Annotated in this window: 13 protein-coding genes and 1 riboswitch; of the genes, 10 read left to right on the forward strand and 3 right to left on the reverse strand. The window is 73.8% G+C overall.

The features are described from left to right. Positions 1-147: 147 nt before the first annotated feature. The 10 genes from ABD220_RS16590 (at position 148) to ABD220_RS16635 (ending at position 10,884) form a co-directional block, all read left to right on the forward strand. Complete coding sequence (locus ABD220_RS16590) at positions 148-3,261, forward strand: Na+/H+ antiporter subunit A (RefSeq protein ID WP_344124478.1); 3,114 nt, start codon at positions 148-150, stop codon at positions 3,259-3,261. Beyond that, positions 3,258-3,752 carry a Na(+)/H(+) antiporter subunit C gene (locus ABD220_RS16595; RefSeq protein WP_344124480.1) on the forward strand — a complete coding sequence of 165 codons (495 nt, stop codon included), beginning with the start codon at positions 3,258-3,260 and terminating at the stop codon, positions 3,750-3,752. The genes ABD220_RS16590 and ABD220_RS16595 overlap by 4 nt, the downstream gene beginning before the upstream one ends. Beyond that, a complete protein-coding gene (locus ABD220_RS16600; RefSeq protein ID WP_344124482.1) occupies positions 3,749-5,389 on the forward strand; it encodes a Na+/H+ antiporter subunit D in 1,641 nt (546 codons plus the stop codon). The genes ABD220_RS16595 and ABD220_RS16600 overlap by 4 nt, the downstream gene beginning before the upstream one ends. Then, positions 5,386-6,117 (forward strand): Na+/H+ antiporter subunit E, encoded by a 732-nt coding sequence (locus tag ABD220_RS16605; protein WP_344124484.1) that lies wholly within the window; start codon positions 5,386-5,388, stop codon positions 6,115-6,117. Before ABD220_RS16600 ends, ABD220_RS16605 begins: the two co-directional genes overlap by 4 nt. Further along, positions 6,114-6,386, forward strand: a complete 273-nt coding sequence (locus tag ABD220_RS16610; RefSeq protein WP_344124485.1) for an MrpF/PhaF family protein — start codon at positions 6,114-6,116, stop codon at positions 6,384-6,386. Before ABD220_RS16605 ends, ABD220_RS16610 begins: the two co-directional genes overlap by 4 nt. Further along, the gene (gene mnhG / locus ABD220_RS16615; protein WP_344124487.1) at positions 6,383-6,838 is read left to right on the forward strand and encodes a monovalent cation/H(+) antiporter subunit G; all 456 of its coding nucleotides are present in this window, start codon (positions 6,383-6,385) and stop codon (positions 6,836-6,838) included. The genes ABD220_RS16610 and mnhG overlap by 4 nt, the downstream gene beginning before the upstream one ends. A 58-nt stretch (positions 6,839-6,896) precedes the next feature. Further along, positions 6,897-7,175: a DUF4235 domain-containing protein gene (locus ABD220_RS16620; protein WP_344124488.1), complete on the forward strand. Its 279-nt coding sequence runs from the start codon at positions 6,897-6,899 to the stop codon at positions 7,173-7,175. A gap of 247 nt (positions 7,176-7,422) precedes the next feature. Then, a riboswitch (TPP riboswitch) is annotated at positions 7,423-7,544 on the forward strand. 90 nt (positions 7,545-7,634) lie between these two features. Then, positions 7,635-8,255 (forward strand): ECF transporter S component, encoded by a 621-nt coding sequence (locus ABD220_RS16625; protein WP_344124489.1) that lies wholly within the window; start codon positions 7,635-7,637, stop codon positions 8,253-8,255. Beyond that, on the forward strand, positions 8,252-10,090 hold the full coding sequence (locus ABD220_RS16630; protein WP_344124491.1) for an ABC transporter ATP-binding protein: 1,839 nt from the start codon (positions 8,252-8,254) through the stop codon (positions 10,088-10,090). The genes ABD220_RS16625 and ABD220_RS16630 overlap by 4 nt, the downstream gene beginning before the upstream one ends. After that, positions 10,087-10,884: an energy-coupling factor transporter transmembrane component T family protein gene (locus ABD220_RS16635; protein WP_344124492.1), complete on the forward strand. Its 798-nt coding sequence runs from the start codon at positions 10,087-10,089 to the stop codon at positions 10,882-10,884. Before ABD220_RS16630 ends, ABD220_RS16635 begins: the two co-directional genes overlap by 4 nt. 7 nt (positions 10,885-10,891) lie before the next feature. Here the strand turns inward: ABD220_RS16635 and ABD220_RS16640 are convergent, their stop codons facing one another. From ABD220_RS16640 to ABD220_RS16650, 3 genes are read right to left on the reverse strand one after another with little or no spacing between them, the layout of a single operon-like run. Beyond that, positions 10,892-11,773, reverse strand: a complete 882-nt coding sequence (locus ABD220_RS16640; protein ID WP_344124494.1) for an aminotransferase class IV — start codon at positions 11,771-11,773, stop codon at positions 10,892-10,894. A gap of 29 nt (positions 11,774-11,802) precedes the next feature. Next, positions 11,803-12,396, reverse strand: a complete 594-nt coding sequence (locus tag ABD220_RS16645) for a uridine kinase family protein (protein WP_344124496.1) — start codon at positions 12,394-12,396, stop codon at positions 11,803-11,805. Then, positions 12,393-12,929: a low molecular weight protein-tyrosine-phosphatase gene (locus ABD220_RS16650; RefSeq protein ID WP_344124498.1), complete on the reverse strand. Its 537-nt coding sequence runs from the start codon at positions 12,927-12,929 to the stop codon at positions 12,393-12,395. The genes ABD220_RS16645 and ABD220_RS16650 overlap by 4 nt, the downstream gene beginning before the upstream one ends. Between the last annotated feature and the right edge of the window lie 43 nt (positions 12,930-12,972).

Consider the following 12,972-nt stretch of genomic DNA (forward strand, 5'->3'; position numbering starts at 1 on the left):
AGCACGCGGGGCGGCAGCACCGCTTTGATAGGCTGGATTCCCCGGGTGCGCCCCGGCCACCCCGTGCTCGCACAGGTCCTCCGTGCCCGCGTCCGGGCTCCACGACGCCCGCCCGCCGTTCCCTTCCCCGACCCCCGGAGGCGCCTGATGACCGCTGTGCTCCTGCTCCACGCAGCGGTGGCCGCGGTCGCGCCCCTGCTGTTCGCGCGGATGGGACGCAGCGCCTTCTACCTCCTGGCGGCGGTTCCGCTCGCCGGCTTCCTGTGGCTGCTGGCCTCCGCCCCGCGGGTGTACGGACCCGAGCGCGGCTGGACCGAGGGCGGTGAGTGGATCCCGTCCCTGCACCTGGACCTGGTCCTGCGGATGGACGCCCTCGCGTGGACGATGTCCCTGCTCGTGCTCGGCGTGGGCTCGCTGGTGCTGTTCTACTGCGCCCGCTACTTCAAGTCCGGGGCGAGCGGCATCGGCGGCTTCGGCGCGCAGCTGCTCGCCTTCGCGGGTGCCATGTTCGGACTGGTGACCGCCGACGACATGCTGGTGCTGTTCGTCTTCTGGGAGATCACCACCGTCCTGTCGTTCCTGCTCATCAGCTACAGCCGCACCCGCCTGTCCGCCCGGCGGGCGGCCCTGCAGGCCCTGGTGCTCACCACCGCCGGTGGTCTGGCCATGCTGGTCGGCATCGTGATGCTAGGCCAGACCGCGGGCACCTACCGCATCTCCGAGGTGCTCGCGGCGGCCCCCGAGCTGGCCCAGCGCGGCACCGTGGTGGACGTGGCGGTGCTCCTGCTCCTCGTGGGGGCCGTGACGAAGTCCGCGCTGATCCCCCTGCACTTCTGGCTGCCGGCCGCGATGGCCGCGCCCACCCCGGTGTCCGCGTACCTGCACGCCGCCGCGATGGTCAAGGCCGGTGTCTACCTGGTGGCCCGCTTCGCCCCCGGCTTCGCCGAGACGGCGCTGTGGCAGCCGACCGTCACGGTGCTGGGACTGGGCACCATGCTCTTCGGCGGCTGGGCGGCCCTGAAGCAGTACGACCTGAAGCTGATCCTCGCCTACGGCACCGTCAGCCAGCTCGGCTTCCTCGTGGTGATCGTGGGCCGCGGCTCGGCGGACACGGCGCAGGCGGGCCTGGCCATGCTCCTCGCGCACGGGCTGTTCAAGGCGACGCTGTTCCTCGTGGTCGGGATCATCGATCACCGGGCGGGCACCCGCGACATCCGCCGCCTGTCGGGGCTCGCCGGCCGCGTGCCGGTGCTGTTCGCCGTCTCGCTCGTGGCCGCGGCGTCCATGGCGGGCCTGCCGCCGCTGGCCGGGTTCGTGGCCAAGGAGTCCGTGCTGACCGCGTTCGCCCACGACGTGGACAGCACGGCCGGGATGACGGTGCTGGCCGGGCTCGTCGTCGGCTCCGTCCTGACCTTCGCCTACAGCGCCCGGTTCGTGTGGGGCGGGTTCGCCCAGAAGTCCGCCGGGTTCTCCGAGCTCGACGCCGGGGTCGGCGGCAAGGCCGTGATCAGCGACATGCAGCGCGTCGAGCCCGCGTTCCTCGCCGCGCCCCTCGCGCTCTCCGTGCTCACCGTGGTCTTCGGCCTGTGGCCCCAGCCGGTCAATGCCATGCTGCAGCCCTACGTCGAGCAGTTCCCGGTCACGGAGGAGCACGAGTTCTACCTGGCGCTGTGGCACGGTCCCACCCCCGCCCTCGGCCTCTCCGCCGTGATCATCGCGGGCGGGCTCCTGATCCACCTCGGGCGCCGCCGCGTCGCCGGCCTGCAGCGGGCCCTGCCGTCCCTGCCCGCGGGTGAGCTCCTCTACCGGCGGGCCGTCAACGTCCTGGACCTCGCCGCCGTGTGGATCACCGGCCGCACCCAGCGTGGCTCGCTGATGTTCTACCTCTCGGTCATCCTGATCACGGCGATCGTCGTGCCGCTCGTGGCGCTGGTCATGGAGGAGACCCCGCCCCTGGGCACGCTGCGGGTCTCCGACGGCCCGGCCCAGCTCATCGCGGGCGCGGCCATGGTGGTGGCGGCCCTGCTGGTGCCGCTGGCCACCAAGCGCTTCCTCGCGGTGCTGCTCGTGTCGGTCACCGGGTACGGGCTGGCGCTCATCTTCGCCCTGCAGGGCGCGCCCGACCTGGCCCTGACGCAGACGCTCGTGGAGACCGTGCTGCTCGTGGCGTTCGTGCTCGCCCTGCGCTCGCTGCCGGCCCCGCTGTGGCACCGCAACCCGGCCGGGCGCCGTCTGCTGCGCGGCACCATCGCGGTGACCTTCGGGCTGTTCATGATGGCGCTCGCGGCGTTCAGCATCTCCTCCCGCACGGCCGACCCGACCTCCCTGGAGCTGCCGCGGATGGCCTACGAGCTCGGCGACGGCCAGAACGTGGTCAACGTGATCCTCGTGGACATCCGCGCGTGGGACACGTTCGGGGAGATCTCCGTGCTCGTGCTGGCCGCCACCGGCGTGGCCTCCCTGATCTTTGTCACGGGCCGCGGCGACCGCATCGTCCGCTCCGGGGACGATCCCACGACCGACCAACTGCGGGTGATCAGGCGGCGCAACGCCGCGGCCGTCTCGCCCGGCGGCCAGCCCCTGGAGGCCGGTCTCGCGCGCCGCGACGACGACCTGGAGGACCCCTACCTGCTCGCCGGCAGGACACTGGCCCCCGAGCGCCGCTCGATCGTCTTCGAGGTGGTCACCCGACTGCTGTTCCACACGTTCATGATGGTCTCGCTCTACCTGCTGGTCGCCGGGCACAACGACCCCGGCGGCGGGTTCGCGGGCGGCCTCATGGCGGGTCTCGCCCTGACCGTGCGCTACCTGGCGGGCGGGCGGTACGAGCTCGAGCTGGCCACCCCGATCAACGCGGGCACGATGCTGGGGACCGGCCTGGCGCTCGCCGCGCTCTACGCCGTCACCCCGGTGTTCTTCGGCGGATCGGTGATGCAGAGCTACACCTTCGAGGCCGAGCTGCCGGTCTTCGGGGCCGAGAAGTTCGTGACCGCCCTGGTCTTCGACATCGCGGTCTACCTCATCGTGGTGGGGCTCATCCTCGACATCCTGCGCTCGCTCGGCGGGCGCATCGACGAGCGGATCGAGGAGGACGCGGTCCGGCGGCGGCGGCGCGCCCCGGGGCGCGGCACGCGCATCCGTGTCACGCGGCAGCGGAAGGTCGCCGCCGGCTCCCCCGCGGGAGCGACCGCGGTCTCGTCCGCGACGTCGCCGACCCCGGCCTTCCGGACCGCCCCCGACGGAGGGAACGAGCACCGATGACCGTGAACCTGACCCTGCTGGTCGTGATGGGCGTGCTCTACGCCGTGGGCGTGTACCTGCTGCTCGAGCGCTCGCTCACCCGCGTGCTGCTCGGGCTGATGCTGCTGACCAACGGCACGAACCTGCTGATCCTGCACGCCGGCGGGGCCGCCGGGCTCGCCCCCCTGTACGACGGGTCGATCGCCGCGGAGGAGTACAGCGATCCGCTGCCCCAGGCCCTCATCCTCACCGCCATCGTGATCTCCCTCGCGGTCACCGCGTTCCTCCTGGGCATGATCTACCGCTCCTGGGTGCTCGGGCGCCGGGACGAGATCCAGGACGACGTCGAGGACCGGCGCGTGGCACGGCAGTCCTCCTACGACGTGGAGGACGACGCCGAGGTCCCCGCCGACACCACCGAGTTCGACGAGGCGCCCCGCCGCTGGGACCCGGAGGAGTCCCTCGAGGCCCCGGGTGTGCGCGGCATCGAGGAGTGGGGCGGGAGACGATGACCGTCAACTTCGCCCAGCTCGCCCCGCTGGCCGTCATCATCCCGTTCCTCGGCGCGGCCCTGAGCCTCCTGCTGCTGCGGCGCAACGCCCTCCAGCGGACCGTGGCGATCGGCTCGCTCGTGCTCACCCTCGTGGTCGAGGTCCTCGTGCTCGGGACCACGTGGAACCTCGGTCCGCAGGCCGTCCACCTCGGCGGCTGGGAGGCGCCCTGGGGCATCGTCATGGTCGTGGACCAGCTCTCGTCGCTGATGCTCGTGGTCTCCACGGTCGTCTCGCTCGCCGTGCTCGTCTACGCCAGCGGGCAGGGCGTGGCCGACGGCGACGAGGAGGGGCCGATCTCGATCTTCCACCCCTCCTTCCTGATCCTTGTGGCGGGGGTGTCGAACGCCTTCCTCGCCGGGGACCTCTTCAACCTCTACGTGGGCTTCGAGATCCTGCTGACCGCGTCCTACGTGCTCATGACGATGGGCGGGACCGTCCAGCGGATCCGCACCGGCGTGACGTACGTGGTGGTCTCGGTGATCTCCTCCGTGCTGTTCCTGATCACCATCGCGATGATCTACGCGGCCACGGGCACCATCAACATGGCCGACCTCTCGGTCAAGCTCGAGGGGCTGCCGGTGGGCACCCAGATGCAGCTGCACCTGATGCTGCTCATCGCGTTCGGCATCAAGGCCGCCGTCTTCCCGCTGTCCTTCTGGCTCCCGGACTCCTACCCGACCGCCTCCGCGCCCGTCACCGCCGTGTTCGCCGGCCTGCTGACCAAGGTGGGCGTGTACTCGATCATCCGCACCGAGACCGTGCTCTTCCCCGGGGACCGGCTCGACGGCCTCCTGATGTGGGTGGCGCTGCTCACCATGGTGGTCGGCATCCTGGGCGCGCTCGCGCAGATCGACATCAAGCGCATGCTCTCCTTCACCCTGATCAGCCACATCGGGTACATGATCTTCGGCGTGGCCGTGGGCACCCAGGAGGCGCTCTCCGCCACGGTCTACTACGTGGCCCACCACATCGTGATCCAGACGAGCCTGTTCCTCGTGGCGGGGCTGATCGAGCGCCGCGGCGGTTCCACCAACGTGGACCGGCTGGCGGGGATGGCCAAGATCTCCCCGCTGCTCGCGCTGCTGTACCTCGTGCCCGCGCTCAACCTCGGGGGGATCCCGCCGTTCTCCGGATTCCTGGGCAAGACCGGTCTGCTGCAAGCCGGCGTCAACCAGGGGGACGGGCTGGCCTACGCCCTCGTCGCGGGGTCCGTGGCGGTGTCCCTCCTGACCCTGCTCGCCATGATCCGGGTGTGGAACCGCGTGTTCCTGCGCGCGCCGGAGGACGCGGAGTACCCGGACCCGATCCTGCTGGCCCCGGTGCCCGCCGGCTCCCGGTTCCTGCTCACCTCGGGCGCCGTCGACCACCAGGCGGGCCGGTTCGCGGGCAAGGGCGACGTGCGCCTGATGTCCCCCTCGATGCTCGGTGGGGCCTCGGCCCTCGTCGCCGCGGGGGTGGCCCTGACCGTCTTCGCCGGACCGCTGTTCCAGCTCGCGGACAACGCCGCGGAGAACCTCGTCCGCCCGGAGCGCTACGTCGAGGCCGTGCTGGACCCCGCGTCCGAGCCGCGGCCCGTCGTGGAGGAGGCACCGTGACCCGGCCCAAGAACTCCCTGCTCGTCGAGCTCCCGCTGCTGGTGTGGCTCGTCGTCGTGTGGGGCGCCCTCTGGGGCGACTTCGGCCCCGGCAACCTCCTGGTCGGACTGGTCCTTGCCCTGCTCGTGACATGGGTGCTGTACCTGCCGTCCGTGCAGCTGTCCGGCCGGTTCAACCTGCTCCGGTTCGCCGTCTTCGCCGTGACCTTCGTGTGGCAGGTCGCCAAGGCGAGCGTCGAGGTGATGCTCATCGCGATCCTCGTCGGGCCTCGTGCGCGCAACGCCGTGGTCGGCGTCCAGCTGCGCACCCGGTCCGACCTGCTCCTGACGGCCACCGGCCACACCATGACCCTGATCCCCGGCTCGCTCGTCGTGGAGGTGGACCGTGCCGCCGGCACGCTGTACTTCCACGCGCTCAACGTCCGCAGCGCCCAGGACGCCGAGGACTTCCGCCGGTCCGCGCTGCAGGTGGAGGCCGCCTGGATCCGGATCATGGGCACACGGGAGGAGCTCGCCGCCCTGCGGGCCGAGCGTCGCGGCGCAGGAGCCGCCGGCGCGGACCGGCGGGACAGCGCCGCGATCAGTTCCCCGGTCACCGCGAGCCAGCAGATCGTGGGCCGCCGCCGGGACGAGATCCCCGCCGCCACCCGGAGGGACATCCGCCGAGACCCCCGCCGGGACACCCCGGCCGACACCCCCGCCGACACCCCTGAGGAGGACCGCCCGTGATGGAGATCGCCGTGGCCGTCGCGGCCGTGCTGCTCAGCGCGGCCGCCGCGGGCACCCTCTACCGCCTCGCCAAGGGCCCGTCCCTGCTGGACCGGGTGGTGGCCACGGACGTGCTGCTGGCCATCGTCGCGGCCGCCCTGGCCGTGGAGATGGCCTACCACGGCCACCTCAACAACCTGATCCTCATGGTGATCGTCTCGCTGGTCGGTTTCATCGGCTCCGTGACGGTGGCGCGCTTCGCCACCCAGACCGCCGAGCACGGGCGGTGAGCGCCGTGCTGGACACCGTCCTGGACGCCGCCGCCGCCGTCTGCCTCGTGGTCGGCGCGCTGATGTCCCTGGCCGCCGCGATCGGCCTGGTCCGCTTCCCGGACCTGCTGACGCGCATGCACGCCGGCACCAAGCCGCAGGTCTTCGGGCTGCTCCTCATGCTCACCGCCGTCGCCCTGGAGAACCGCGATCCCGTCATGGTCCCGCTCATCGCCCTCGGCTGGATCTTCCAGCTGCTCACGGTCCCCGTCTCGGCGCACATGGTGGGCCGCTCGACCTACCGCACCAAGCACCTGAACCGCACCACACTGACCCAGGACGACCTGCAGAAGGTGCTCAACCGCGCCGGGGAGGGCACCGGGGAGGGCGCCGGCGCGGGACTGCCGGCGCCGAGCCCGGACGGGCGGCGAGCAGACGGACAGCAGACTGACGGATCGGCGGCGACGCGTTAGGCTGGGCAGGATCGACAGGGCGCACCCGCGTCCCCCGGACGACAAGGAGCAGCACTCCATGAACACCAAGGTTCTCGAACTCGTGGGCACCGGCCTCTCGCTCGGCGGTGTGGCGCTCTCGCACAAGGTGCTCGGCGCCGCGTGGACGCGCATCACCGGCGATCCGCCCCCCGCCAGGAACCCGGACCCGGACGAGGCCTGGACGGGCATCATCATCTGGTCGCTCGTGACCGGCCTCGTGGGCACCGTCATCAAGGTCGGCATCTCCCGCAAGATCGCCGAGATCGAGAACAAGCCCCAGAAGAACCCCAAGGCCTCGAGCCAGGCCGAGGTCTGAGACCCGGCGGACACCCCGCGAAAGGGCCCGCCCGGTCGGACACCGCACCGGTGTCCGACCGGGCGGGCCCCTTGCGTCGTGGCGCGGGCCCTTGCGTCGTGGCGCGGGCCGTGCGGCGGGCGCGGCGGGGGCGGTGCTCGCCGTGCGGCGGGCGCGGCGGGGGCGGTGCTCGCCGTGCGGGCGGGACCGGGGCGCCGGGACCCGCGGGTGTGCGCGGAGCGGGCGACGGAGGGGTAGACTCGGTGCCACTGAACGACAGGGGAGCGCTTCCCGCCGGTGAGACCGACGCGGCGCTGAGAGTGCGGATCGCCGCAGACCCTCGAACCTGCTCCGGTTAGCACCGGCGAAGGGAGTCGAGCATCTCAGGGGTGTTTCCCCGGGAGCGCGCCACCGGCGCGGCCCGCCGAACCCCGTCCCCTCCTGGCACCGACGGCTCGCTGAGCCCAGGAGGAACCCACCGTGAACACCACCACCCACCGTCCCGCCGACCGCCCCGGCACATCGCGCACGTCGTCCTGGCGTGTCGTCGACATCGTCGTGGCCGCCGTCCTCGCCGCCGTGTGCGCGGTCGTCTTCTGGGCGTGGTCGAACCTGCTCTACCCCGTGGTCGGCACCGCCGCGGTCGCCTATCCGCCCGCCGTGGGCCTGATCGTCGGCGGCTGGCTGGTGGCCGGCGTGCTCGGCGGGCTGATCATCCGCAAGCCCGGCGCTGCGCTGTTCTGCGAGCTGCTCGCGGCCGTCATCGAGAGCTTCCTCGGCACCCACTTCGGCCTGCTGGTCATCCTCTCCGGGCTGGTCCAGGGCATCGGCGCGGAACTGGCCTTCGCGGCCTTCCGCTACCGCCGGTTCGACGCCCTCGCGGCGGCCGTGGCGGGCGCCGTGAGCGGGATCTTCCTCGGCGTCCACGAGAACATCGTCTACAACTACGAGTGGGCGCTGGGCCACCAGGCGGCCTACGTGGTCCTGGCCGCCGTCTCCGGGGCGGTGCTCGCCGGCCTCCTGATGCATGCCGTGGTGCGGGCCCTCGCGGCCACCGGCGTCCTGCAGGGCCTCGCCTCGGGGCGGGCCGTGCGGCGATGACCGTCCCCACGGTCCGGCGCCCGGCGGCGCCCGCGGCCCGCGGGGCGCGCGTCGAGGCCCGCGGCTTCGGCTGGCACCACCCCGGGCGGGAGACGGCGGCGCTGCGCGATCTCGACCTCGTGGTGGAGCCGGGGGAGCGGGTGCTCCTGCTGGGTCCCAGTGGGGCCGGCAAGTCCACCCTCCTGCACGCCCTGGCGGGGGTCCTCCACGACGACGACGGACAGTCGGGCTCCGGCGAGCTGCTGCTCGACGGCACGCTCCCGGCTCGGGCGCGCGGCCGGGCCGGGCTCGTGCAGCAGGACCCCGAGTCCCAGGTGGTGCTGTCCCGGATCGGCGACGACACCGCGTTCGGCCTCGAGAACCTCGCGGTGCCCCACGAGCAGATCTGGCCGCGGGTGCGCGCGGCGCTCGACGCCGTGGGCCTGGACCTTCCGCTCGACCACTCCACCGCGGCCCTGTCCGGCGGGCAGAAACAGCGCCTGGCGCTCGCTGGCGCCGTGGCCATGAGCCCGGGGCTGCTGCTGCTCGACGAACCGACGGCCAACCTGGACCCCGCCGGCGTGCGACAGGTCCGCGACGCCGTGGTCTCCTGCCTCGACCGCAGCGGGGCCACACTCGTGGTCGTGGAGCACCGCGTCGCCGTGTGGGCCGAGGTCGTGGACCGTGTCGTCGTGCTCGGCCGCGACGGGGGCATCACCCACGACGGCCCCCCTGGGCGGATGCTCGGCGCGGCGGTCGAGGAACTCAGCAGGGCGGGGGTGTGGGTGCCCGGCCGGGTGCCGGCCACGCGCGAGCCCGCGCGCGCGTCCGCAGGCCCTGCCGGGTGTCCTGCCGCGGGCCCGTCCGCGACCGGCCGTCCCGGAGCGGATCGCGAACCGCTGCTGAGCACCGCCGGTCTGGGCGTCTCGCGCAGCCAGCCCTCGGCGCGTCAGCTGCGCGCCCGGCGGCGGGAGCGCCGCCGGGACCGTCCCGTGGACGACGCGGTCACGGGCCGGGACCTCCCCACGGCGGTGGCCGGCGTGGAGCTGGGCCTGCGGCCCGGCCGCGCGCTGGCACTGATCGGGCCCAACGGCGCCGGCAAGTCCACGCTCGCGCTGACGGTGGCGGGTCTGCTGGCCCCCGTGCGCGGCACCGTGCGGGCCCACCCGCTCCTCGACCGCGGCGCGGGTCCCGACCCGCTGGAGTGGAGCGGACGGGAGCTCGTGGCCCGCATCGGGACGGTCTTCCAGGAGCCCGAGCACCAGTTCCTGCGCGCCACCGTGCGTGCCGAGCTCGAGCACGGCCCACGGCTGGCGGGCACGCCGGCGGCCGAGCGGGAGCGCCGCACGGACGAGCTGCTCCACCGGCTGCGGCTCGCCCACCTGGCGGACGCGAACCCGTTCACCCTCTCCGGCGGCGAGAAGCGGCGGCTGTCCGTGGCCACGGTCCTCGCCACGGATCCGGACGTGCTGGTGCTCGACGAACCCACGTTCGGCCAGGACGCCCTGACGTGGGCGGAGCTGGTGGACCTGCTGGTGGAACTCATCGACGCCGGCACGTCGGTCCTCGTGGTGACCCACGACGAGGACTTCGTGCGGGCGCTCGGCGCCGAGGTGCTCGCGCTCGGCAGGGCTCCCGAGGTGGGTGGGGCCGCTCGCGCGGCACCCCCGGCAGTGCCGGCCGCCTCGGCCCCGCCGGCTGCTTCGACCGCACCGGTGCCGCCGATCGTGCCGGCTGACCCGGCTGCTTCGACTGCACCGACTGTGCCGGCTGCCCGTACCGTGCCGACGGCGCCGGCCGCCTCGGCCGTTGCCGCCGCGCCAGCCGTCCCGGCCCGGCGGGAGTCCGTCCGGTGAGCGCCCCCGTGCTCGCGCCGTCGGCCAGGACCTCCCTGCTGGGACGGACGAACGCGGTGGTCAAGCTGTCCGGGGCCCTGCTGCTGACCGCGGTGCTGCTGCTGAGCGCGGACCCCGTGACGTCGGGGACGGTGCTGCTGGGCGAGGTGCTGCTCCTGGCGCTGGCCGGTCAGCGACCCCTCGCGCTGCTGCGCCGGGCGTGGCCGGTGGTGGTGGCGGCGATCGTGAGCGGGTGGGGCACGGCCCTGCTCGCCGAGGACTCGGGGCCGGTGCTGCTCGACCTGGGGGTCACCGGGATCTCGGCCGGCTCCGTGGCCGCGGGCGCGGCGATCGCCCTGCGCGGGCTCGCGCTGGCCCTGCCCGGGCTGATGCTGGTGCTCACCACGGACCCCACGGACCTCGCCGACGGTCTCGCCCAGACGCTGCGCCTCCCGGCCCGCTTCGTGCTCGCCTCCCTGGCCGCGCTGCGGCTGGTGGGCGTGATGGCCTCCGAGTGGGCCACCCTCGCGATGGCCCGGCGGGCGCGCGGCGCGGGGTCGGGGCGCGGTCCGGTGGGCGCGCTGCGGGAGTTCGGCGGCCAGGCGTTCACGCTGCTGGTGCAGTCCCTGCGCCGGGCCACCCGGCTGTCGATCACCATGGAGGCCCGCGGTTTCGGCGCGGGTCCGCGCACGTGGGCCCGCGTCCCGGGGTACTCCTGGCGGGACGCCGCGGTGCTCGCCGGTTGCGCCGGGGCCGCCGCGGCGGGCCCGGCGGTGTCCGTCCTGCTCGGCACGCACCGCTTCATCTGGGCCTGAGCCCTGATCAGGCCTGGGAGACCCAGTTCGTGACGAGCCGCGTCAGGTCCGGGTCCACCGGCAGCGGCTGGTGGTCGAGCCGGCGCACCGGCACTGCGAGCCGGACGCTGGAGACCAGCCACACGGCGTCGGCCGCCATGAGGTCCGCCGGGTACAGCGGCCCGTAGCCGAGCTCCCAGCCGTCCCGGCGGGCGGCGTCGAAGATCTTGGCCTGCGTGGTGCCCGGCAGGATCCCGTGCGAGGGCTCGGGCGTCAGCAGCGTACGGCGGCCCGCGCGCACCCGGGCACAGACCACGGAGGACGTCGCGCCCTCCAGGACCCGGCGGCCGTCCGTGGTGAAGACCGCCTCGTCCGCGCCGAGCGAGCGGGCGTGGCGCAGGGCGGCCATGTTGATCGCGTAGGAGAGCGTCTTGGCCCCCGGGAGCAGCCAAGGGTAGCCGGCGTCCTGGGCGGGGGCGTGGCCGCGCGGCAGCAGCACCGCGGTCACGCCCTCCCGGCGCTGCCGGAACGTGGTCTCCGGCACGGGGCTCACCGCGATCCACGACCACGGGCCGTCCTCGGGGGTTCCTCGGCTGATCACGACCTTGACGGCGTGCTCGGCGCCCAGGCCGCCGTCCCCGCCGGGCGCGGCGTGGGCGAGCGCCAGCTCCACCGCCCCGCGCACGTCGCGCGCCGACGGCACGGGCAGCTGGGCCAGCCGCGCGGAGGCCGACAGCCGCTGGTGGTGGGCCTCGAACTTCTGCACGGACCCGTCCACGGCGCGCATGGTCTCGAAGACGCCGTCCCCGCGGGTGAGTCCCTGGTCGTCGATCCGCACGAGCGGGACGGCCGGATCGGCGAGGACGCCCGCCGGGTGGGCGGCGTCTAGGACGACGACGGTGCTGGTCACGGCTCCTCCTGCCGGTGCGGCCGAACGGTTCAGCAGACCGGGCCGGGGTGCAGGATGTCCACCTGCTCCCAGACGTGGTCCTCCGCCAGGTAGGCGTCCTCCTGGGCCGCCCAGCGGTCCCAGTGCTCGGCGTAGTACGAGCCGTCACGGCTCAGCGCGCGGTCGTAGCGCAGGGCGGTGGGCAGCTCGACCCACACGGAGACGTCCAGCAGCTCCCGGGCCTCGGCGCTGCAGGCGCCGACGCCCTCCAGGACCACGACCTCCGCCACACGGGTCAGCCGTGGCGTGCCCGGGGAGCCGGTGACCCAGTCCCAGGCGCTCCACTCCGCGTCCCGGCCCTGGTCGAGAGGAACGAGGACATCGTCCACGTAGGTCCGCCGGCCCGGCCCGAGCCCGTCCCAGCCCGGGTAGAGGTCCTCGAGGTGGAAGAGCGTCACGTCCCGCACCGGGCGCAGCACCGCGGCGAGCTGCTCGGCGAGGCTGGTCTTGCCCGCGCCGGAGCGCCCGTCGATGCCGATGAGGTACGGGCGGCGGGTGGGGGAGGGGAGCAGTCTCGCCAGGTTGGTGCCGGCGGGGTGAGCCGCGGCGAGCGACGGGTCCAGCTCCAGCTCGATGTCGATCACGCGCGTCCGGCGTCCTGCGCGCGGCCGTGCGCGGGCTCCCGGTCGGCGCTGAGCTCCCGGGCGACGGCGCGGACGACGCCCGGCACCGCGGCGGCGATCATGCCGTAGGTGGTCTCGAAGTCCTCCGGGCCCCCGTACCAGGGGTCGTAGATCCCCAGGTCGTCGTGCTCGAGGTCCTCGGCGGCGGGATCGAACTCCCGCAGCAGCCGCACCTTGGCGGCGGCCCCGTCCGGTGCGAGCGCCCGGAGCCGGCGCCAGTGCCCGACGTCCAGGGCGAGCACGAGGTCCCGGTCGTCGAAGCGGGCGGGGTCGAAGACCTGGGCCGCGTGCCGGGAGGCGTCGAGGCCCTCGCGGCGCAGGAGGTCGAGGGCGCGGGGGTCCACGGGATTGCCGAGCTCCTCGTCGCTGACGCCCGCCGAGTCGATCTGCACGCGCTCGGCCAGTCCCGCGGCCTCGAAGGCGCGGCGCAGGGCCAGCTCCGCCATGGGCGAGCGGCAGATGTTGCCGGTGCACACGGTCACGATCGAATACATATCGGGCAGTCTAAGCCGTCCGGCCCCGGCACGAGAAGTGCGG

The sequence above is a fragment of the Kocuria aegyptia genome, from assembly GCF_039530085.1.
Taxonomy (GTDB): Bacteria; Actinomycetota; Actinomycetes; order Actinomycetales; family Micrococcaceae; genus Kocuria; species Kocuria aegyptia.